Here is a 21,488-nt window from a genome sequence, read left to right as displayed (position 1 = left end):
AGATTTTCGTCGTACCCCGGTACGCCTTCAAATCTGTTCCTTGCAATTCGCGCTCTGCAGCACTGCCTTTTTTGCATTATTTTCGGGTCTTGCTATAGATTCTCGCTACGCCGCTCTTCTTGGCAGCCTCTGCAACTGCCGATGCGACTGCGTCTTTGACACGCGGATCAAACGCTGCCGGAAGGATGTAGTCTGCGTTCAGCTCCTCATCACTTACAAGGCCTGCAATCGCATACGCTGCTGCGACCTTCATCTCATCGTTGATGTCGGATGCGCGCACGTCGAGCGCTCCGCGGAAGATGCCCGGGAAGCAGAGAACGTTGTTGACCTGGTTCGGGTAATCGCTTCTTCCGGTGCTGACAACGGCTGCTCCTGCGGCTTTCGCCTCATCCGGGAAGATCTCCGGGGTCGGATTTGCGCATGCAAAAATAATCGGGTCTTTTGCCATGGTGCGCACCATATCTGCGGTCAGGGTTCCCGGTGCGGAAACGCCGATGAAAATGTCGGCTCCTTTGATCACCTCGGCAAGGGTGCCCTTCTCATGGTTGTAGTTTGTGATCTTTGCCATCTCCTCTTTGATCGGGTTCAGACCGTCGCGTCCCTCGTAGATCGCACCTTTGCGGTCGGTCATGATGACGTTTTTGAGACCCATCGAGATCAGCAGGCGGATGATCGCGATTCCGGCTGCGCCGGCTCCTGAGGTGACGATTTTGACTTCATCCAGTTTCTTTCCGACGAGTTTTAACGCATTGATGACGCCGGCCAGTGTGATGACTGCGGTTCCATGCTGATCGTCGTGGAAAATCGGAATATCACAGCATTCCTTTAATTTTTTCTCAATCTCGAAGCATCTCGGTGCGGAGATGTCCTCCAGGTTGACGCCGCCGAAGCTTCCGGCGAGCAGGCGCACGGTATTGACGATATCATCGACATCCTTGCTGCGCACGCAGAGCGGAATCGCATCGACACCGCCGAATTCTTTGAATAAAACGCATTTTCCTTCCATGACCGGCATACCGGCTTCCGGTCCGATATCGCCAAGTCCGAGGACTGCGGTTCCATCTGTGACAACAGCTACGGTGTTCCATCTTCTGGTCAGCTCGTAACTCTTATTGACATCTTTCTGAATTTCCAGGCACGGCGCTGCCACACCCGGGGTATAGGCAAGACTTAAGGCATCTTTTGTATCTACGGCTGCACGGGATGTCACCTCGAGCTTTCCGCGTAATTCATAGTGCATTTTTAATGATTCTTTTGCGTAATCCATCGCTTTTTTCCTCCATGTGGTGTATGAACGCGCCTCATTAATAATAGGAAGAGAGATTCACGCGTCATACGAGATGTCTGTTCGCTGCACCCCTATTATAGCAAGCATTGCTTAAAATTCAACCGGAGTTTTGATTAATGAAAAATTTTCCACTTTTCCCTCAAAAATACCATTTTCACTTGCGAAACTTTATCAAAAATGCCGTTTTACTTTTTTATTTCCCGCAAAAAAATCTGCCCACTCCAGCCTTTTTTTCAGACTGGAAATGGACAGATCGTTTTTTATTCCGCTACAATATTCTGCAGCCAGACACCTTTCTTGACAAGAATGAATCCGATGACGCACTTGATCAGGTCAACCGACATAACCATAAAGTAGATTGCGTAGATCGAAAGTCCGGTAAAACGGCTTAAGCAGAACGCCACCGGCACACTGACAACCCAGATAAAGACGCTGTCGAACAGGAACGTGATGATCGTTTTTCCACCGGAGCGCAGGGTAAAGTAGCTTGCATGCAGGAATGCATTGACCGGCATGAACATGGCCACTTCCACGATGAAGATTGCCGCCATGTGGCGTACTTCGTCCGTCGTGTTGTAAAGGCGTGGGAAGAGCGGAGCCACGAGCGCCATCAGCGCACCGATCACAATGCAGAGTAATACGGAAAACGTGATCAGCTTCGTATCGGTATCCTTCGCCTCTTCCATTCTTCCGGCTCCGAGGAGCTGTCCGACGATGATGGCAACGGAATCGCCGAGTGCGATGAAAACGACGTTGAACAGGTTCGAGATCGTGTTGGAGATATTCATCGCTGCTACAACGTTCAGGCCACGCACGGAGTAACACTGCATCAGGATCGCAACGCCGCCGGCCCAGAACGTTTCGTTCAGCATCAGAGGCGTTCCTTTGATGAGAATCTGTTTCGTCAAAGCCGCCGGAACACGGATCGTGCGGTACAGATGCTTCGTAAAGCGATATTTTTCTTTGTTTCCGTGCGTACGGATCAGCACGATCGCCATCTCCACGTAACGGGACAGCACCGTTGCGGCTGCCGCACCGACAACGCCGAGCTGCGGTGCGCCGAATTTTCCGTAGATTAAAATATAATTAAAAATCAGATTGACAAATACGGCTGTAATACCGGCCTTCATCGGAAGCATCGTCTCGCCGCATTCGCGCAGCGTACTGGCATAAAGCTGCACAAACAGGAACGGCGGCAGGCCTACCAGCATGACCTTCATATAAGAAATGCCATAGGCTAATGTCGCATTCATGTCCTGGCTTCCCTGATCGCCTGTCAGATAGAGGCGAATCAGAGGCTCGTGCGCACCAAGGAAAACAGTGATTGCCACTGCAGTCAGGATCACGCCGATCCAGAGTTTAAAACGGAAGGTGTTTCGCACACCCTCGTCGTTGCCCTGTCCGAAATACTGCGCAGTAAAAATTCCCGCACCGGATACCCCTCCGAAAATACAGAGGTTATAGATAAAAAGAAGCTGATTGACGATCGCAACACCGGACATCTGCTCGGTGCCGACCTGTCCTACCATGATGTTGTCGAGAAGACTGACAAAGTTGGTGATACCGTTCTGAATCATAATCGGCATCGCAACGCCAAGCACCATCAGGTAAAACCGTTTGTCCCCAATAAATTTTCTGTGTTTCTGCATGGTTTCCCCCTTTTCTTGTTGTATAAATAAATGACATAAATCGGAGCCCTCCTGGATTTCTCCAGTCAGGCTCCCGACAGTAATGATCATTATACACGATTCTTTCTCAAAAAGAAAGCTTCTTTTTATCTTTTTTCTGGCTTTTTTTGACATCTTAGTTTCGAAGCATTAAACAGCTTCAACGATAAAGAGTCTCGACTGGTAATCTCCCTGATAAATCCATGGCGTCCACGGTCCGAATCCGCTGTCGGAGATGTCAAAGCCTTTCTCCATCAGCTCATCCCCGTAATACGTGTAATTCTCCGCAGCCATTTTATAAGCCGTATCTTTTACGCGGTACTCCCTTTCCGGATCTAGGCCGGAGAGTTTCAGCCAGCGGTATCCCTCATTGACCGGCTGCTGCATGCGGTAATAGCCGACAAGCGCCTGTTTTCTGTCCTCCGAGACGACCATCCACGCGGTCTCGCCGTGCTCACTGTCAAATGGGCTTACCAGACGGTAGAAAGTTCCCTCGCGGATCAGCTTTTCATACCGTTTTCGGAATGTGATCTGTTCTTTAATCTGCTCCTGCTCTTCCTCCGGCAGCTTGTTGACATCAAGCTCGTATCCAAATGTTCCGAAATACGCAACGTCCGCTCTCGTCTTCATCGGTGTTTTTCGGAAGACCTGATGATTCGGTACCGCAGAAACGTGGCTTCCCATCGCACTCACCGGATAGCAGTAGCTCGTTCCATACTGTACTTTCAGCCGCTCGGCCGCATCGGTGTCATCGGATGTCCAGCCCTGCGGTGCGTAATAGAGCATGCCCGGATCGAACCGTCCGCCGCCGCTGGCGCAGGATTCAAAGAGCACTTCCGGGAATTCACTCGTCAGCCGCTCATACAGTGCATAGACGCCGAGAATCTGGCGGTGCAGCACCTCTCCCTGCGTTTCCGGCGTGGCTGCATTCGAGTAACCATCGGTGATGCTGCGGTTCATGTCCCACTTCACATACGAAACTTTGCCGCTCTTCAGGATTTTTTCCATGCTCTCCGCCACGTAATTTACAACCTCTTCGCGTGAGAAATCGAGCACATACTGATTTCTTCCATGGCACGGCACGCGGCCCGGCGTCTGCAGCATGTAGTCCGGGTGCGCGCTGTACAGCTCGCTGTCCTTGCTGATCATCTCCGGCTCAAACCAGAGACCGAACCGCATGCCAAGTGATGTGATCTTCTCCGCCACACCTTCAATGCCGTTCGGCAGCTTTTTCCGGTCCGCAAACCAGTCGCCGAGTGATGTCGTATCGTCGTCGCGGTGGCCGAACCAGCCGTCATCGAGGACGAACAGCTCAATGCCGAGCTCCTTCGCCTTTTTCGCAATTCCGACCAGTTTTTCTTCATTAAATTTCATATACGTCGCTTCCCAGTTGTTGATCAGCACCGGGCGCGTACGGTCCCGCCAGTATCCGCGTGCCAGACGGGTGCGGTACAGACAGTGGAAGGTCTGACTCATCGCGTTCATGCCCTCCGCGCTGTAAACCATCACCGCCTCCGGGGTCTGAAATTCCACACCGCCGGTCAGATTCCAGGTGAATCCCTCCGGGTGAATGCCCATCATCACGCGGGTCACATGGTAGTTGTCCACCTCGACCTGGCCGAGGAAATTGCCGCTGTAGATCAGGTTGACGCCAAAGACCTCGCCCGCACTTTCCGTTGTCTCCGGCCGTTTCAGCATCAGAAACGGATTGAACATATGGCTGCTGTGGCCGCGCAGACTGTAGATGCTCTGAATGCCGACATGCAGCGGCTGTGTTCTGGCATGACGCTCACGGCCCCACGCGCCGGCAAGCTCCGTCATCTCATAATCGGCGTCCGGCAGATCGAGGGAAAGGCTCATGGCCTTCACCAATTTGAAATGTTTCTCACTGCGGCACACAAATTTCGCATTCCGCACCAGCGCGGGATATCCTTTGAAGACCGAATAACTGAGGATCAGATCGGTGTCCAGCAGTTGATCTATCAATGTAATTTCCAGCGTCTCCGCCTCATCATCACTCTCCGTATACGTGCACGGCAGCCCGGAAAGTTTCGGTTTTCCATTGTAAATCCGGTGGGAAACATACTTGAAGTCACTTGCTCTGCTTCCGTCCGGGCTCTGGATCTCGCATGCCATGCTCCGCATATCACCATTGCCGTAGACGGGGTACTCCTGCTTGATATCCTCCATCGAAAAATCCGAATCCCCCTCAAACACACACGGCGCCATATCCCGCCGCGCCGCAACAAGCATATGCGTGAAATCCTCCCGGTCACGCAGCTTCTTTCCATAATAAAGCTGTCCTAACTGACCGTTCTTTAAAATGCAGAAAATATAACTGAACGTATCCTCCCAGATGTGGAACACGCCTGTTTTCTCATGAAATCGAATTGCCATGATTTATGCCTCCTGTCATCTTCTCAAATTTTCCCGGAATTTTGACATAGACCTGGTAGCCTTCGCGGCAGATGCTGCAGAGCGGAACGAAATGTACACCCTCGACGGTAAAGTTCAGTCCTTCCTCTTTTGTTACCTGCTCTTCCAGTGTTTCCTCTTTCAGCGGCAGATGCAGATAGTCCTTCTCCTCGGTCAGCGCGGCCAGAACGTACGGGCCGTACAGCAATGATGCGGTGTCGCGGACATCCGGGGTGCGCTCCAGGGTGTAGTGGCAGGCGAAGTGGATCGTTACGGTTGTCTCCTCTTTCCAGTCGGCGTTCAGATTGAGATAACCATCCGCTCCGGTTTCCACGCTCTGCTCCGATCCGTTTACCCACACCTGATAGCTGCCTCTGCACCAGTACGGCACACGCACTTTTAAGGTAAAGGCACGGCTTCCCTGTACCTTCAGCGTTACCTCGCCCGGTGCGTCCTCTTTTTCCTCCTGGACAATCTTGAGTTCCTCTTCCTCGAGCACCGACGACACAAACAGGTTTACATAGACATTTTTGTCATTCTGGAAATAGATGCTCTCCGCATACTTGAAGTGGTTTTCCAGTCCTGTTCCGTGGCAGCAGGAATTTTCGTCATCAAATTCTTTGTGGAATCCCGGTGCCAGCGGCATGAAATAGGTGCTCGCTCCGGTCGGCGCATGTTCGCAGGAGGAGGCGATGTGGTTGAACATCGTTCTCTCGTAGTAATCCATGTAACGACTGTCCGGCTGGTAGGAGAACAGCTCTTTTGTCAGCTTCAGCATATTGTAGGATGCACAGCTCTCTGCCGTATTTTTGCTTAAGAGCCGTCCGATCTCATCGGCTCCGTGGAACATTTCGCCCTCGCCCGTTCCGCCGATCGTATAAATGTGATGGCCGGTTACGCTCTCCCAGAAAAACTCGGCGATATCATAATATTTCTTCTCCCCCGTCACCTCAAACAGTTTCATGCAGCCGATGATCTGCGGGATGTGCTGGTTGGCATGCATCGTGTCGAGCGCATCGATTTTCTGCTCCAGCGGAAAGAACAGCTTGTCGTTGTCGAACAGACGCGCTGCTTTTAAGTGGTTTTCCTTTCCTGTGATGCCGTACAGGCGGCTCATCGCCTCGTTCATTCCTCCGAACTCTCCGGCGATGTAAAGGCTCCACATCTTCATCAATGTCTTATGCGGCAGGCGGGAAAGGCGGTTGTAAACCCAGTCGCCCAGCTTGTCGGCGATGGTAAGGCCGCACGCGATATTGGCAAATTCATAGCAGTCGAGGAGTCCGGCAAAGATCTTGTGCAGCGTATAATACGGCGCCCAGATTTCCGGGTAACGCACGTACTGCTCCAGCAGATCGAACTGTTTCTCATCGTAGCCGCTTAAGAATCCCTCGTGAATACCGTCCATCTTTGCAAAGGCATCCTGGCATTTTTTTAAGGATTCGCACATGTAAACGGCTTTCTCACGGATTTTCTCATTTCCCGTTGCGCGGTAGCATAAGGCAAGCCCGGACAGATAGTGGCCTGTCGTGTGGCCTTTTAAGTTGCACTCCGGTGCATCCCAGCCGATCATCTCCGGTGCGTCCTTCGTGTCAAGTCCGGAGGCACTGCGGAAATTGTACAGCATCTGGTCATCGTTTACAGAAAGCAGGAAATCCTCGGACCATTTCTGCGCGCGGGTGAAAAAGCTCTCACCCGAAAGATAGGCGTCGGCTGCCGCATCGTGAACTGCCGGCGTGCGATCTTTTTCTGCCGCGGTCAGATGCTCCACAACCTTGATCTCTCCATCTACATCAAACTTTGTTCCCGCAATCACGCCGTGCTCTTTTACCGTTCCAATCGTCTCATAGACAGCCTCCCCGCCGTTGTCCCACTCGAGCAGGTGCGGAATCGTTCTTCCCTCTTTTGTCACAATTGCGGTTGCGGTCGGCAGATAAATTTTCTGTCCTCTCTGCGCCTGGACTCTGACAGGGTAAACCTTTTCCACCTGAATTTTATTCTCTTCCTCGAGAACACGCACTTCAAAAACACGTTTTACTTCCGCTTCCCCGTAACGGATGGTCGCCGTCATCGGAACGGTGCGGCTTCCCATTCCATATTTCGGGCGGGTCACTTTTCCATCCACGCTGATAATCCGGTCATGCCCCGTCTCCCAGGTGATCATCGATCCATGATCACCTTTTGTCGGCAGCTCCAGGTCAAATTCTACGGTTCGAATATTTCCAATATATAAGGCATCTCTGTCTTTCTCTGCAATCTGTAAATCGGTCATTTTATTTTTCCTCGCTTTCCTGTAATCTGCTTCCGTCAATATCATACAGATTTTTTGTCACATTCCACGGTGCCGGGAAGAACGCTTCCGGGTAAATATCGCAGAAAAAATCGTACGCTTCTCTGTCGTAGCGGTACAGCTCTTCTCTTGTGTTGACCGGACCGCGCACGCCGTCCCATGTTCCATTGACGCCCTCTTTCATCACATTGAACCACACCGTCGTCAGTGTTGCAAAATACTCTTCATAATTGCTGATCGCATACGTATTCGGCCATTTTCCGACTTCTTTTGCATGTGCATAAACAGCACGGAACCGCTCTGCCAGCGTTCGGTCGGCCAGATGCTCGATGCCGATCAAATGAATGCCGTGTGCAAATTCATGCGCCAGAATCAGCTCCTCGCGGTACCGCGTCGTGAACTCTCCTTCCAGAATCCGGAGTACATTGACCTCAGAAATGGAATTGACCGGGTTTTCCACCACTCCGCCGTATCCTTCCACCGGCCGGTGCATATAGAGAAATCCGACTCTGTGTTCCGGGATATCATACGCATCCTGGCCGATCGGATAAATCGCCAGCTCTGCGTGGTATTCCGCCATTTTTGCAGCGGCATCCGGCAGTTTCTGCAGCATCAGATCGATGATCTTTCCTGCAGCCGCATGCGTCTCATCTCTTACTGCATCACACGATTTAATCGGAATGCCGCAGGCTGGATGGGATATTTTCGTGTAATACGGTTCCCACTGTACTGGATACCGCCGCTCTCCATCCGGCTCCATGCCAAGTGCATTTGCCGTCTTCTCCACGCCTGCCGTCAGATCCGGGAGCATCTCTTTTGTAACCGGCGTTTTCAGCGAAACAGTCGCTCTTTTTTTCTTCGGTTCATACACCGTTCCGACATCCCACTCATCGCTGTCCACGCGCTCATAAAGCGGAAGCTCTTCTCCTTTGTAATAGACGTGATAACATCCCGTCATGCCTCCGTTTAAAGCAATCTCCTGATCCCAGTGAAACTCCACATGCGTTTCCGTAATCAGCGATACTTTCGTAAGTGCAGGCTTTTGCTGCTCTGTATCTTCCATCATAATCCAATACCTTCTTTTCTTTTTATCCATACAGCAGCGGTAAAAATCCCCCATTTTTACACTGTTTTCCTCTTTCTTAAGAGAAAAGCGCACCTGAAAACACTTTTCACAGGATTTTCAGGCACGCTTTTTGCTGCCGTTCGTTTTTACTTAAGCGATATCTTTCTCAATCTGTCCGGCGAACATAAATACAACGATGCTGGTGATCACCAGAACGACCGCCATAATCGGGAACAGGGTCATCTGGGAATCGGATGTTGTGAAGAATTTCAACAGAATCATCGTAATACCGTTGGCAATTGAGGTACTCTGGCTCCATGCGGACTGCATCTGGGTCTCAAAGGACTTCGGAGACAGTTTTGCGGTGATGGAGTTTCCGATCGGGTATACCATGTTGTCTCCGAGGGTCATCAGAAAATAGAAGATGATCGGGAAGATCGGGCTGATGTTGGCTTTGATGCCAAGGATCAGCGGAATGGTCAGTACCAGATAGGAAAGTGCATAGGACATAATTCCTGCACTGAATTTCTTTGCAGTGGAAATCTGTCCGGCTTTTGTCTTGGTCCACAGAAATACGAAGACCGGTCCAAGGATCAGGCCGAATACATTATAAATAGAAGTAAAGGTTGCCGGTGCAAAGGTGATGCCAAGCATGTTGCGGTCTACTTTTGCCTCTACGAAAACTGCCAGTGCGGAAGTGATCATAACGGCTGCTGTCGCTACAACGACCTGTGCGCAGAACAGTTTCAGGAATGGAACGAGTTTCTTTCTGTCGTCTGCTTCGATTTTCTTGTTGGTAAACAGTTTGTACAGGAAGGCGATCGGGATCAGGAAGGTGGCTGTGGTCAGCACGTTGATGATTCCGTTGAAGGTCAGAACGCCTGCTGCTACGGTTCCGCCGATGATAGCTGCTGCAACAGCAAGTACAATTACTGCAATGGTGATTACTTTCTTTGCTTCTTCTTTTGTCAACGGATTGACCGGTTTCTCACCGATGGTTCCAAAGAATTTGTTTCTGGTGAAAAAGATAACTGCGCCGTATGCCAGTGCCCATGCTGCGCCGATGGCAAATCCGATGTGGTAGTTGCTCTCACCGATGAATCCGACCAGAACTGGGGCGATGACACCGGAAATGGCATTTGCTACGGTATGGATGGTATACGCACCATCACGTCTTGCAGAATCATCTTTTGCATACATCTGTCCGGTCAGGGAGTTGTTGCTGGCGCCCATGATCGGCAGTGCCATCAGGATCAGACCGATGACTGCAAAGACACGGCCCTGTGCCAGGCTGACCGGCGGAATTGCGAATAAGCCAAACGCGATTGCTTTTACGATATTACCGACAACAAGTGCATTTCTGGCTCCGAAGACACGGTCTGCGAACCAGCTTCCGACGATAACGAACAGGGAGTTTCCTGCTCCCATGGCTGCGATCATCGTCGCTGCCTCACCCTCTGTAAAGCCAAGTCCTTTCGTGTACGGTGCGTACAGATAGTAAACGAGTACGGCGTAAACTGCTGCCCATGCAAATGAGTTGCAAAGGTTTCCGAATGCCAGCGCTCCTACTCCTTTTGGATGTCCGAAAAAGGCTCTGTCATTCAAGACCGCCTGATTCTCCGGGCTGATGCCCGTCTCTTTTGTTTTTCCACTCATGGTTTCCTTCTCCTTTTTCCTATTCGTATTTTTCTTTGAGATACTCTATATAATAACGGGGATTGAGTGCCTCTCCCGTTACTTTCAGAAGCAATTCTTCCGGTGTGTATGTCTGTCCATACTGATAAATATGCTCGATCATCCATGTATGGACACACTTGACATCTCCGTTTTCAATCCGCTCATACAGGTCCGGAATTTCCTGCATCAGCTTATGGCGAACCTGTGCCGCATACAGATCTCCGAGAAAGTAGCTCTGGAAATATCCAACATGCCCCGACGCCCAGTGCACATCCTGCAGGATGCCTTCTCGGTCATTCTCCGGCGTAACCCCCAGATACTGCTGATATTTTTCCTTCCATACCTTCGGAAAATCTTCGATTGCCAGTTTTCCTTCAAAGTAATCTCGCTCCATCTCGAAGCGGATGATGATGTGCAGATTGTACGTCAGCTCATCCGCGCGGATTCTCATTTTTGTAAATCCCGGTTTGAACAGCATGGCTGCGAAATCGTCAAATGGCACATCGGCAAATTTCGGAATTTCTTTCTGTACGGTCGGATACAGATTCTTCCAGAATGCTTTTGTGCGGCAGATCATGTTCTCATAAAATCTCGACTGCGATTCATGCATCATTCCTTCGATGCCGCCCCAGAGGCCGTAGCTTACGGCTTCCTCATTCGAGCTGTAATTGTAAATACCGTGGCCGCATTCATGCGTCAGACTGATCACCGCCATCCACGGTGTATTGTAATTTGTCGTCGGACGGGAATCCCTCGGTCCTAAGCAGACACAGACCGGATGCAGCACTTCCTGAATCGTTCCGCGGTTACGGTCAAAACCGATCAGATCGACGGCTTTATCGGCAAGACGTTTGTTAATCTCACGGTCCACCGGCTCGTCCAATCTGCTTCTGTCCACATCTTTGTATTTTTCAATCACCTTTTTGCACAGAGCAATGAGCTCGCCTTTGACTGCCTCAATCTTCTCCGTTACGAACGCTGTGCTGATGCCCTCATCCCACTGCTGCAGCATAGAATCGTATGCGCTCTGATCCGGGTTCCATGCTGCGGCGATGCGTTTCTGCAGTGCAAACTGTTTTTCCAGCCACGGGGAAAAGATGGAGAAATCCGCCTTCTCATGTGCCTCTTTCCATGCCGCCTGCGCCCTCGCACAGAACTGGTCGCGCTCGGTCAAAAGTTCTGCCGGAATTTTCGTCGCTCTCTCATACTTTTTCTGCAGACTGCGGATACACCCCTTCTGGTAATCGTTCTCCAGTTCATCCATTCCATGTGCTTTAAAATACTCGAGAATCTCTTTTGTCTCCTTTGACAGAAGCTGCTGTTCGCACTGTTTCTGGAAAAAGCCCTGCATTTCATCCATGTAGTCCCAGCCGCCTTTCGGAAGCTGAAATTCACGGTCGCAGTAAATGACATTGTCCAGGCTCTCGTAGTAGCGCTGCTGTTTCATGATGTTTCTTGCTTTTTCGAGATATCCTCGTGTTTCTGCTGTCATCTTTCGTACCTTCTTTTACAGAATAATCAGTTCATTCGTAATGTTCGGTGTCAGGCACTCTGCGCCGCTGCCTTTGATCAGGTAATCATCCTCAATGCGGATGCCGCCGGTTCCCGGTACGTAAATGCCAGGCTCGATGGTGTGAACGACGTTTTCTTCCATTGCGTAAGTATTGCGGAAGCCGAGGAACGGATCTTCGTGGATATCCAGGCCGAATCCGTGGCCCGGTCCGTGCGGCAGTTCGTAGCCGGCATTTACAATCACATCTCTTGCCGCTTTATCGATATCTTTTGCGATGGCACCGACATGGAGTGCAGCCTCTGCTGCTTTCTTTGCCTCGTATACCACACGGTAGATTTCTTTTAATTTCTCACCCGGATCTCCGATCGCAAACGTTCTTGTCATATCAGAGCAGTATCCTTCGTAGCTTGCACCGAAGTCGATGGTGATCATATCGCCCTGCTGTACTTTGCGGTCGGTCAGGCTTGCGTGCGGGTTTCCGCCGTTTTCCGGGCCGGAAGCCACGATCGTTGCAAAGCTGACATCCACGCTGCCGCGTTTGCGGAATTCATATTCCAGAAGATTGCGGATCTCTTTTTCGGTCTGTCCCGGTTTTACCAGCTTTAACAGTGCCAGGAAGGACTGCTCGGTAATGTCGCAGGCTTTCCGGATCAGCGCCAGCTCGTCTGCATCTTTTACCATACGAAGTGTGGTGATGTACGGCTTGCTGTCCTCCACTTCCTGTCCCCAGGTGCCGGTGAGCGTCAGGTAATCGGCGTGGGAAATTTCTCCGCAGTCGATGGCCGCGCGTTTGATGCCGAGTTCTTTTAACAGCTCGCCGCCCTCTTTGTAAAGGCCGCTGCCGGACTTCCAGAGAATGATCTCCATTCCCGTCGTCTCCATCTTCGCCTGGTTTGTGAAGCGTCCGTCTGTGATAAAGTAATTTTTCTTGTCTGTCAGAACCAGCAATGCAACGCCCGCCTCACCGGTGAATCCGCTTAAGTAACGGATGTCGGTTCCCTTTGAGACGAGAAGCGCTTCCACGCCGTCTGCTAAGAATTTTTCTTTTACTTTTGCGACTCTTGCTTCGTAATTCATTTTGTCTCCTCCTCAAGCTGCATCTCAGATGCGATTTTTTTATGCATGATACATACGGCAAGGCCAATCAGGCAGATCACAAGACCGATGCCGAGGAAATAGGCTGCCTCAGATCCTTCTTTATAGAAATTCACGGCCAGTGTGCTGAGTCCTGCTCCGGTAGACTGGCTCAGTTTCCAGATGGTGAACATCTGAACGGTAAATGCTTTCGGTGCGATGGCTGCTGTACAGGACGGGCCGGTCGGGCTTGTGATCGCTTCACCTAAGATGATGAACAGGTAGAAGATCAGCAGCCACATCGGCTTACCTTCTCACTCGGTGAAAACAGCAGAAACGGAATGATCATGAACAGCGGACCTGCGCCCCAGAGCATAGTTCCGAGTCCGAATTTCATCGGTGCATCCGGCTGTCTCTTTCCCAATTTCAGCCACAGTGTGCTGACGATGATGCCAAGCACCACGGCGTAAACGGCAGGTACCGTCTGGAATGCTGCCGGTGTCAGCTGAAATCCGAAAAAGTTCAAGTTGACTCTCTCATCCGCGTACACAGCAAGGATTCCGGTTGACTGGTTCCATACCATCATGGCAAGGCTGTTGCAGAGGAACAGGGCGAAGAACATTTTCAGTTTCTTTCCATCCTGTGCCGTTGTCTTATCACTCTTTGCAATAAAGATCAGATAGATGATCGGAATGAAAATCGCGATGGTGCTGACCGTATTTGCAAAGGACGTCGGTGTGAAGACTCCCACTTTGAAAAGGATTGCCACAACAACGGCCAGAACTGCGATGCCTGCGATAAGGCGGCCGATCAGTTTCTTTTTCTCGTCTGCCGGCGCTTCGTCATCCGGTGTCACTCCGGTGTCTCCGAAAAGTTTCTTTTCTGTCAGAATGTAGAGTACAAAGCCGATGCCCTGCAGAATTGCTGCAAACAGGAACCCGACACGGTAACCCATCATCTGTGCGATCGTTCCGGTAATAACCGGTGCCACGGCTCCGATGTTGTTCATGATGTAGAGAATCGAGTAACCACCGTCGCGGCGGTCATCGCCTTTTTCATACAGCTTTCCGGTCAGTGCATCAAGGCTGCTTCCCATCGATACGGCGGACATCAGCAGTAAGAACTGGCTGCCGAGATACATCGGGACACCGCCGCCCGGAATGGCAAGCAGTGCATAGCCGAGTGTTTTGATGAAGTAGCCGATGCGGATCGCTTTCCGGATTCCCATCAGACGGTCTGCCAGATAGCTTCCGAGGATTCCGCAGAGGAAGGACAGCGTGCTGTACAGGGAAATGAACTGTGCAGCATTTGCCTTGGAAAATCCAAGTCCGCCTTCCGCGGCTGTCGCATACAGGAAGTAAATCAGGATGGAGCTCATGCCGTAGTTGGCGAAGCCCTGGCACAGCGTCATGCCGGAAATTGTGCCGAGCCCAAGCGGATGCCCCAGGAACCGCCTGTCGTTTCTGTAACTGGTTGTCTGTTTCATACGTGCCTCTCTTACTGCTTTCTTTCGCAGTTTTCTTATTTTCATTTTAGCGAATTATTTTTCACTAAAATGAATTTCTTGAAGCCATTATATTCTGCGTTGTAAAATATGTCAACTGGCTTTTTCTGTCTTTTCTGTTTTTTGTCTATTTTTCACAAACGCAGCCTTTTCTCCATTTTTCTGCAGCGCACTTCTTTTTCTGCTTTTTGCTGTTTTTCTTTCGTAAAACAGTTTTTTTAACTTTTTTTCAGGCTTTTTTGCTTCCTTTTCCTGTTTTTCAAAAAAAGAAACGCAGGCAAGAGGTTTTTTCCTCTTCCTGCGTTTTTGGTACTTTTTCTCAATTATGGAAATTTTACGATTTTCACTTATACGTTATCTTGTTTCACTTGTACCCGATTTTCTGTCATCCTGTGCCTTACTTTTTCCGATAAATCCAATAGCTTAACGTCGGCTCACTGCTCTCATTCCACATGCGGTGCGGGACGTTGGCCGGAATGTAAATCGAATCGTATTGCTTCAGCTGGTAGATCTTTTCATTTAGCTGAATCGTCAGTTCCCCTTCGAGCACGGTACATACTTCGGAGTGAATGTGTTTGTAAAATTCTTCTTTTTTGCATTCTCCCGGCTCAATCCGGATCAGCTCGTACATCTGCGCATCGTAGCCGAACTCGATAATGCCGACCTCCATGTTCTCTTCTTCATACCGGTTCACTTTGATCTCATCTGCACGAATCACATCACGCCGTGTTTTTTCCGAGGTCAGAAGCTCCAGCAGATCCGTTTCCAGCACGCCGGTGATCATTTTCAGGTTTTCCAGCGTCGGGCTTGTCTTTCCGGTTTCGAGGTTGCTTAAGTAGCCGGCGGAAAAACCGGTGTATGCCACCATATCTTTTAATGTCAGGCCGCGCTCCTTGCGGATACGGCTGATCCGCTCTCCAATTCCGCTTAAATCCAATTCTTTCATATCACTTTCCGTCCGTTCTTTGTTTTGCATTTATCTTAGCTTTCTTTGGAGCGCTTGTCAATTTAATCTCTTTTATTTCACAGAAATTTTATAATCTATACTTTTCAGCAGCTTTCCAGCCGGCCCAGGAATTCTGCGCGGAGTTCTTCGAGGAACGCATCAGTCTTCGGGTACTGCTCGAACGTCAGCGGTGCGCCTGCTTTTTCATCAATCAGCGCCGTTACTGCCGTTCTTCCGATTTTTGCCTCCAGTGCTTCGCAGATCCGGAGATCCTGGATGGCTTCGTACATGATTTCGCCGCGGATGGACGGATAGACGGCGTCTTTTCCCGGATAGACGATGAATCCGTCGCCGGACGGGAATGCGTGGTCGGCGGAGGTCGTCAGATATGGATTGATCGGGTAACGGGACAGCTGGGAGTGATAAAAATTGAATCCCCAGTGCAGAAAGCCTTTGATCTGAAATTTATACAGCAGAAAACCGAGAATCCGCACGCGGCGGGACGGCATTGCCATAAAGCTGTTCGGGTAAATCTTTCCCGGGTAACAGCAGTAATAGACCCACTGATTTTCGATTTCATGCTGCAGAAATTCTGTGATTTTGGCAACGCCTGTTACCGGGCATTCTACAAGCCCCTGCTCGTAGAAATCATAGTCAGATAACGCATCCATCGTTTTGCTGTCTCCGATCAGGGAACGAATCATCTCGGATGCTGCCCGGTAGCTCTCCATCTGATCGCGGGACGGCTCGTCGGAGATGTGGAAATACGTATTTTCACTGATCCCTTCCCGCACAAGCTCCTGCTCGATGGCTCCGAGGTACTGGCGCAGAAATGCGGTGTATTCCGGCGAATCTGCCGGCGTGTGCCAGCCGAAACGGTACGTTTTTTCACCGTTTTCCGTCACCTGAATATTCGCCGCACATTTCGCACCCCACTGGGAAAACAGGTGCGCCATCTCGAAATACTGGATGCCGTTTCGCTTACAGATTTCAATAAAACGGCGGAACTTTGTGAAATCAAAATGATACGTCTCTCCCGTCTTCTCGATATCCACAAGCTGCACACACGGCCGCGTCGTACCGACTGCTGTGTCGAGCGGAGGGGTATGAATCGGAACGAGAATCATATTGATGCCTGCATCCGCTGCCGCCGCAATATATTTTTCTATCCACGCCCAGTGCTCCTCCGAGTAAATTTCCACATTATGCTGCACTGCAATACAGTCGGCGTAAAACCATCTCGTGTAATGCAGTTTCTGCTCCGGCAGACGGCAGGGCAAAACGGTCAGTTCCATCGTTGTCTCATATACCGTCACATCCGCATCCGTCTCCCACGACTGTTTCTCCTTCGTAAACCTCACCGTCACCGGATACGAACCCGCCGCCAGATCATCTCTCACATCGACCCGCACCCACAGCACCGTCTTCTGCTCCGAAACACTGACCTGAAATCCCTGTTCTGAAAGCGGCACCAGCACATCCGGCATCATCCCCGGCTCCAGAGAAAGATAATCTTCCTCTTCCAGCCCTTCCTCAATCGCCGGCTGATCCATCATCACATCCCGCACCAGATAAATCTTCACCTGCCCCGCAAGCGGCGACAAAACCTCCACCTGAAACTGCGCCCGCTCCTCGTTTTCCAGCACCACCTGATACGACACCCGCTCACCTGGCAGCGCTGTAATCGCCTCAATCTGCTCTATGTTTTCCGGTGCTTCCTGCCTGATCTTCTTTAAATTCGAAACCTGCCTGATTTTCATAAAAACCTCCCGATATTCTAGAAAAGTCACCTCAATGCACTGCATCCGCCGGACGCTTATAACTCTTTTTCTGTATTACAACTTTTTTTAAGTTAAGATACACTATCAAAGTTAAGAATCTGTTATTAAATTATCCCTATCCATATTCCAACTGCTATCAATAATATCCCTGCTATCCTTCCCACGAATTTTGACTTCTGGTATCCCCAAAAAGCAGTTGTTTCAGGCGTAGTAAACGGAAACAGAACAACATCAATCCCCATTACTATACTTCCAATCCCTATCAGAAAACTGCTGTTTGATATAATTCCATAAAACATCACCAGGAATCCTAAAACAATACCAGCAATAAAATACTTGATTTTAGGTCCATCTTTTTCCATTGCCTTTTTATAACTGCTTTCACATTCATTGCTGCAAAATTCAGTATTACCATTTAATCCTTTGCCACAGTATCTACATTTTTTCATACGAATGCCCTCACTTTTCATATCTCTCAATTCCGCATTCATGCTTCTTGCTTTTCTTATCATAATTGATTCCCACAAGCAAAATTTCTCCCGTATACTGTCGCAAAGACTCTGGATATTTTTTATTCCCAATCTGATTCAGCGCTGTCTGTACACTCTTATTCCACTTCAGTTCCACAACCATCGCTGGATACTGCTGAAGATATTCCGGTTTTGGTAAAAACACAAAATCTGCGAACCCTCTTCCTGCCGGCATTTCGCGGATCGGTTTGAAATAATACTGCATGGCACTTAAATATGCGATCGAAATTACACTGCTTAGGGAATTTTCATCGTGATACTGAATGGCCGATGTATATGCCATATGAATTTCTTCTATCTTTTCAGCTACACTTTCCGTATCGCCATCCAGTGTCGCATCCAGCAATGCATCCGATTCTCTCTGAAATGAAATCCATTCATTCCATTTTTTCCTTTTTACCGCCTTCGTCAGCTCCAGCCGTATCTCTTCATTTGGCACAAAAGCTGTTTCCCGCTGCTGATCATACCCCAGATAACCCAGATGGATGAGATATGTGAGCACATCATCTTTATCCGAAAAGTTTACCATATCGTTCTGAAACGTTGAGGTATCCACCTTCACAGCTCCTCCTGCAAGCAGTTCAATCATTGCCGTTTTCAGCCCATCAAAATTCAGATTAATCATCGGCACAATAGATTCATACGTTCCTGTCTCTGACCAGTAGCTCTGATATTTATTCCAGGTCATAACCTCTACAACTGCTTTCGGATTGTAAACCTGGTAGTCCTCCAGCAGATAGCCGTCATACCAACGCTTTACTTTTTCAAAATCTCTGTTGTACGTCCGGCAGAGCGCCTGCACCTCTTCTTCTGTAAAGCCGGTGTATTTTGCAAATATTTTTGCATCCAGCATCGTGAACTCTGAGAAATTATTCAGTGCAGACTGTGTTCTTATTTTTTTGATCGGCAGGATTCCCGTCAAATATGCGAGATGAATATACTTAGACGGCTCGGTTCCTTTAAATAGACCTCTTAAAAAATTAATATATTCATCCTGTATTTTCTGATTTGCCGCCTCATCTCGAATCAGTACGTCCCACTCGTCCAGAATCAAAATAAACTTTTTTCCTGTTTTTGCACTGATCTGTGACAGCGCATCCGGAAGTGATGACGTCTCTTGCGGTAATTCTTTTTCGTACGTTTCACGCAGCTCTTCGATCACATTCCTTGTAATAAAAGAAATTACCTGATCCGCTCCTCCTGCCGGTTCAATGCACCACTGAACATCAATATGAATCACATCGTACTGATTCAGATGTTTTCTGAAATCTGCCGCCTGACCAATTTCAAGCTTTTCAAACAATTCTTCTGTATCCAGACTTCTGCTGTAATACGCGGTCATCATATCCGCCGTGATCGATTTTCCAAATCTTCTGGGGCGGCTGTTGCAGATAAACTTCGATGTTGTATCAATCACACTGTTGGTGTATTCCAGCAATCCTGTTTTATCGATATATATTTTTGAGTTTAATACGTCCTGAAAAGCATTCACCTTTGAATTAAAAAATCGTCCCACAGCATGCCGCCCCTTTCTGTTTTTCGTTCTCGCTGTCTATCGTCATTTTATCATTCGCTTATGAAAATAGCAAGGAATACAAAAACGAGGAACACTATTCCATGCTCCCCATTTTTCCACTTCTTTTTTCAATTTTCTTTCGATGCATACAATGGATTCGCATACCGTGTTTCTTCTCCGTACACCGCCTTCAGCTTCTGAAATGCTTCCTGCACTTCCGCCGGGATTTCCACATGGCTGGTATAGCCTTTTCCCTTCGGTCCATATCCATATTCATCGTCGGTCAGTCTCGGGATTTCGCCCATCAGGAGATTGACGTAGCGGTCGATGTTCCACATTCCGTGGATTTCATCGCGATAGGTAAGCTGATCCCCATCGGACACGACCTCGGCATGATACGCCGCATAATTTATGATTTTGACCTCATCTTCCACATATTTCCGCAACCCGGCTTCCATCCGCCGCTGCATCGTTGCGTCCTGGCAGAGGATGATGCTTCTGCATGGGATCGCCTCTCTTTTCAGCAGTTCCAGCAGATACGTAATATTGTTTCCGCAATTGGTAGATTCTGTCTCCAGTCCGTCGGCTTTCCGTCGATACCGCTCCCACAAATACTTCTGAAACACCTCGGCTTCCGATAACCCTTCTGTCTCAATCTGCGGATTTTCTTTCTTCACTTTTCTGCGCAGCGTCTCCGTCGTATGGCCCTCGCCTCCGACGATCAGATATTTCCTGGCCACGCCCTGCTGTATCGCCTCCGCAAGCAGATCTCCGCCCGCCAGAATGCTTCCGCCAAACAGCACCATCACATCCGCCTGTGCGATCCCAAACTGCTCCATCAAGCTCTCTCTGGTAAGCTCTGCCACATCCCTTTTTCCGCAGAATGCGCCCAGCTTGTTAATTGCTTCTGCTGTCTCCTGATTCATGTTTTTCCCCTCCATTCCGATTTATGCCGCAAATTTTTCCACCAGCGCCACAGCCACTTTCATCACCCCGGCCAGTACCATCACAAAGATTGGATTCTTTTTGCCTTTCTGCAGCAGGATGAGGCTGATGATAAAGATCACGACAAGACTCCAGTTTATCTGTGCCAGGCGGATCACCGTATCGCCTTCACTGCTCCAGAACGCCGTGACCAGAATCGAAATCCCTGCGGAACCGATCATCGCCACAACCGCCGGGCGGAGGGAGTGGAGGATTCCCTGGAGCATTGCCATTTCTCGGTATTTTAAATAGAGCTTTGCAAGCAATGTGACGAGAATACACGACGGCAGAATACATCCCAACGTTGCCGCAAGTGCGCCCGGGATTCCGGCGATTTTAATTCCGACAAAAGTCGCCGAATTGACCGCGATCGGCCCTGGTGTCATCTGGGAGATGGTGATAAGATCCGTAAACTCCGACATCGAAAGCCAGCCGTGTCCCTGCACCACCTGCCCCTGGATCAGCGGCATGGCCGCATAGCCTCCGCCAAAGCTGAACAGACCGATCTGGAAAAAGCTTAAAAATAACTGAAGATAAATCATTTCGCACCCCTCCGTTTCGCCAGAATCGTCCGCACCGCACCGATGGCACCGCAGACCAGTACAATATAAATCACGTTGACCTTGAAAAAGCATGCTGCTGCAAACGCACAGACAAGAATCACCAGAGACAGCGGATCGTTTTCTTTCACAATCCCGGCTCCCATCTCATACGTCACGGATGCAATCACGGCTCCGACGCCGGCCTGCATTCCTTCGAGCATCTGGCTCACGAAAAAATTATCCCGGAACGCCTGATAGCAGACCGAAATCACAGAGATAATCAGAAACGGCGGAATAATCGTTCCGATAATCGAAACCAGCACACCAATCATCCCCGCCAGCTTATACCCGACAACAATCGCCCCATTCACAGCAATCGGTCCCGGCGATGACTGCGCAATCGCCACCAGATCGAGCATTTCGTTCTCCTCAATCCAGTGATACTCATCCACAAACTTTTTCTTCATCAATGTCACAATCACATACCCGCCGCCGAATGTAAATGCACTCAGATATAGTGTAGAAAGGAATAACTTTTGCAGTATCTTACGTTTTGACTCCATTGTTTTCTTCACCTCATTCGTTCTGTTGCCACTATTCTACCATCTTTTCCACGAAAAAGCGACCCACTTGTTTTCACAAATGAGTCGTTCTTCTCGTTTTCGTATCTATTTCTCCCAGCACATCTCCTCCGGCTG

Annotated in this window: 17 protein-coding genes; all 17 read right to left on the bottom strand. The window is 49.5% G+C overall.

From position 1 onward, the window contains the following. Positions 1–76: 76 nt before the first annotated feature. A complete protein-coding gene (locus ACY2VW_RS07870; protein ID WP_461877677.1) occupies positions 77–1,267 on the bottom strand; it encodes an NAD(P)-dependent malic enzyme in 1,191 nt (396 codons plus the stop codon). A 281-nt stretch (positions 1,268–1,548) separates the two neighbouring features. After that, complete coding sequence (locus ACY2VW_RS07865; protein ID WP_461877676.1) at positions 1,549–2,937, bottom strand: MATE family efflux transporter; 1,389 nt, start codon at positions 2,935–2,937, stop codon at positions 1,549–1,551. A 168-nt stretch (positions 2,938–3,105) separates the two neighbouring features. Next, on the bottom strand, positions 3,106–5,352 hold the full coding sequence (locus tag ACY2VW_RS07860; protein ID WP_461877675.1) for an alpha-galactosidase: 2,247 nt from the start codon (positions 5,350–5,352) through the stop codon (positions 3,106–3,108). Continuing rightward, the gene (locus ACY2VW_RS07855; RefSeq protein WP_461877674.1) at positions 5,333–7,639 is read right to left on the bottom strand and encodes a beta-L-arabinofuranosidase domain-containing protein; all 2,307 of its coding nucleotides are present in this window, start codon (positions 7,637–7,639) and stop codon (positions 5,333–5,335) included. Before ACY2VW_RS07855 ends, ACY2VW_RS07860 begins: the two co-directional genes overlap by 20 nt. Position 7,640: 1 nt before the next feature. Next, complete coding sequence (locus ACY2VW_RS07850; RefSeq protein WP_461877673.1) at positions 7,641–8,723, bottom strand: hypothetical protein; 1,083 nt, start codon at positions 8,721–8,723, stop codon at positions 7,641–7,643. Between the two features lie 150 nt (positions 8,724–8,873). Beyond that, entirely contained in the window at positions 8,874–10,379 is a 1,506-nt protein-coding gene (locus ACY2VW_RS07845) for a peptide MFS transporter (protein WP_461873918.1), read from the bottom strand. A 19-nt stretch (positions 10,380–10,398) separates the two neighbouring features. Beyond that, positions 10,399–11,892, bottom strand: a complete 1,494-nt coding sequence (locus ACY2VW_RS07840) for a carboxypeptidase M32 (RefSeq protein WP_461877672.1) — start codon at positions 11,890–11,892, stop codon at positions 10,399–10,401. A gap of 15 nt (positions 11,893–11,907) precedes the next feature. Next, complete coding sequence (locus ACY2VW_RS07835) at positions 11,908–12,990, bottom strand: M24 family metallopeptidase (RefSeq protein ID WP_461873920.1); 1,083 nt, start codon at positions 12,988–12,990, stop codon at positions 11,908–11,910. Further along, entirely contained in the window at positions 12,987–13,289 is a 303-nt protein-coding gene (locus tag ACY2VW_RS07830; protein ID WP_461877671.1) for a hypothetical protein, read from the bottom strand. The genes ACY2VW_RS07835 and ACY2VW_RS07830 overlap by 4 nt, the downstream gene beginning before the upstream one ends. Continuing rightward, complete coding sequence (locus ACY2VW_RS07825; protein WP_461877670.1) at positions 13,277–14,473, bottom strand: peptide MFS transporter; 1,197 nt, start codon at positions 14,471–14,473, stop codon at positions 13,277–13,279. Before ACY2VW_RS07825 ends, ACY2VW_RS07830 begins: the two co-directional genes overlap by 13 nt. Positions 14,474–14,888: 415 nt before the next feature. Further along, positions 14,889–15,437 carry a helix-turn-helix domain-containing protein gene (locus ACY2VW_RS07820; RefSeq protein WP_461877669.1) on the bottom strand — a complete coding sequence of 183 codons (549 nt, stop codon included), beginning with the start codon at positions 15,435–15,437 and terminating at the stop codon, positions 14,889–14,891. Between the two features lie 104 nt (positions 15,438–15,541). After that, entirely contained in the window at positions 15,542–17,197 is a 1,656-nt protein-coding gene (locus ACY2VW_RS07815; protein ID WP_461877668.1) for a DUF4091 domain-containing protein, read from the bottom strand. Positions 17,198–17,322: 125 nt separating this feature from the next. After that, complete coding sequence (locus tag ACY2VW_RS07810; protein ID WP_461877667.1) at positions 17,323–17,667, bottom strand: hypothetical protein; 345 nt, start codon at positions 17,665–17,667, stop codon at positions 17,323–17,325. A gap of 10 nt (positions 17,668–17,677) precedes the next feature. After that, positions 17,678–19,264: an AAA family ATPase gene (locus tag ACY2VW_RS07805; RefSeq protein WP_461877666.1), complete on the bottom strand. Its 1,587-nt coding sequence runs from the start codon at positions 19,262–19,264 to the stop codon at positions 17,678–17,680. 128 nt (positions 19,265–19,392) lie between these two features. Then, on the bottom strand, positions 19,393–20,190 hold the full coding sequence (locus ACY2VW_RS07800; RefSeq protein ID WP_461877665.1) for a YdcF family protein: 798 nt from the start codon (positions 20,188–20,190) through the stop codon (positions 19,393–19,395). Positions 20,191–20,211: 21 nt separating this feature from the next. Beyond that, positions 20,212–20,790: a chromate transporter gene (locus ACY2VW_RS07795; protein WP_461877664.1), complete on the bottom strand. Its 579-nt coding sequence runs from the start codon at positions 20,788–20,790 to the stop codon at positions 20,212–20,214. Further along, positions 20,787–21,353 (bottom strand): chromate transporter, encoded by a 567-nt coding sequence (locus ACY2VW_RS07790; RefSeq protein WP_461877663.1) that lies wholly within the window; start codon positions 21,351–21,353, stop codon positions 20,787–20,789. Before ACY2VW_RS07790 ends, ACY2VW_RS07795 begins: the two co-directional genes overlap by 4 nt. Positions 21,354–21,488: the final 135 nt, after the last annotated feature.

It is taken from the genome of Fusicatenibacter sp., assembly GCF_977045365.1.
This window is presented reverse-complemented; position numbering and strand designations above follow the sequence as displayed.

Excerpts from the sequence above, each read along its gene's own strand:
- ACY2VW_RS07795 (WP_461877664.1), bottom strand. The coding sequence starts at position 20,790 with ATGATTTATCTTCAGTTATTTTTAAGCTTTTTCCAGATCGGTCTGTTC.
- ACY2VW_RS07840 (WP_461877672.1), bottom strand. The coding sequence starts at position 11,892 with ATGACAGCAGAAACACGAGGATATCTCGAAAAAGCAAGAAACATCATG.
- ACY2VW_RS07865 (WP_461877676.1), bottom strand. The coding sequence starts at position 2,937 with ATGCAGAAACACAGAAAATTTATTGGGGACAAACGGTTTTACCTGATG.
- ACY2VW_RS07820 (WP_461877669.1), bottom strand. The coding sequence starts at position 15,437 with ATGAAAGAATTGGATTTAAGCGGAATTGGAGAGCGGATCAGCCGTATC.
- ACY2VW_RS07870 (WP_461877677.1), bottom strand. The coding sequence starts at position 1,267 with ATGGATTACGCAAAAGAATCATTAAAAATGCACTATGAATTACGCGGA.
- ACY2VW_RS07855 (WP_461877674.1), bottom strand. The coding sequence starts at position 7,639 with ATGACCGATTTACAGATTGCAGAGAAAGACAGAGATGCCTTATATATT.
- ACY2VW_RS07860 (WP_461877675.1), bottom strand. The coding sequence starts at position 5,352 with ATGGCAATTCGATTTCATGAGAAAACAGGCGTGTTCCACATCTGGGAG.
- ACY2VW_RS07835 (WP_461873920.1), bottom strand. The coding sequence starts at position 12,990 with ATGAATTACGAAGCAAGAGTCGCAAAAGTAAAAGAAAAATTCTTAGCA.
- ACY2VW_RS07830 (WP_461877671.1), bottom strand. The coding sequence starts at position 13,289 with ATGTGGCTGCTGATCTTCTACCTGTTCATCATCTTAGGTGAAGCGATC.
- ACY2VW_RS07810 (WP_461877667.1), bottom strand. The coding sequence starts at position 17,667 with ATGAAAAAATGTAGATACTGTGGCAAAGGATTAAATGGTAATACTGAA.
- ACY2VW_RS07800 (WP_461877665.1), bottom strand. The coding sequence starts at position 20,190 with ATGAATCAGGAGACAGCAGAAGCAATTAACAAGCTGGGCGCATTCTGC.
- ACY2VW_RS07825 (WP_461877670.1), bottom strand. The coding sequence starts at position 14,473 with ATGAAACAGACAACCAGTTACAGAAACGACAGGCGGTTCCTGGGGCAT.
- ACY2VW_RS07790 (WP_461877663.1), bottom strand. The coding sequence starts at position 21,353 with ATGGAGTCAAAACGTAAGATACTGCAAAAGTTATTCCTTTCTACACTA.
- ACY2VW_RS07850 (WP_461877673.1), bottom strand. The coding sequence starts at position 8,723 with ATGATGGAAGATACAGAGCAGCAAAAGCCTGCACTTACGAAAGTATCG.
- ACY2VW_RS07845 (WP_461873918.1), bottom strand. The coding sequence starts at position 10,379 with ATGAGTGGAAAAACAAAAGAGACGGGCATCAGCCCGGAGAATCAGGCG.
- ACY2VW_RS07815 (WP_461877668.1), bottom strand. The coding sequence starts at position 17,197 with ATGAAAATCAGGCAGGTTTCGAATTTAAAGAAGATCAGGCAGGAAGCA.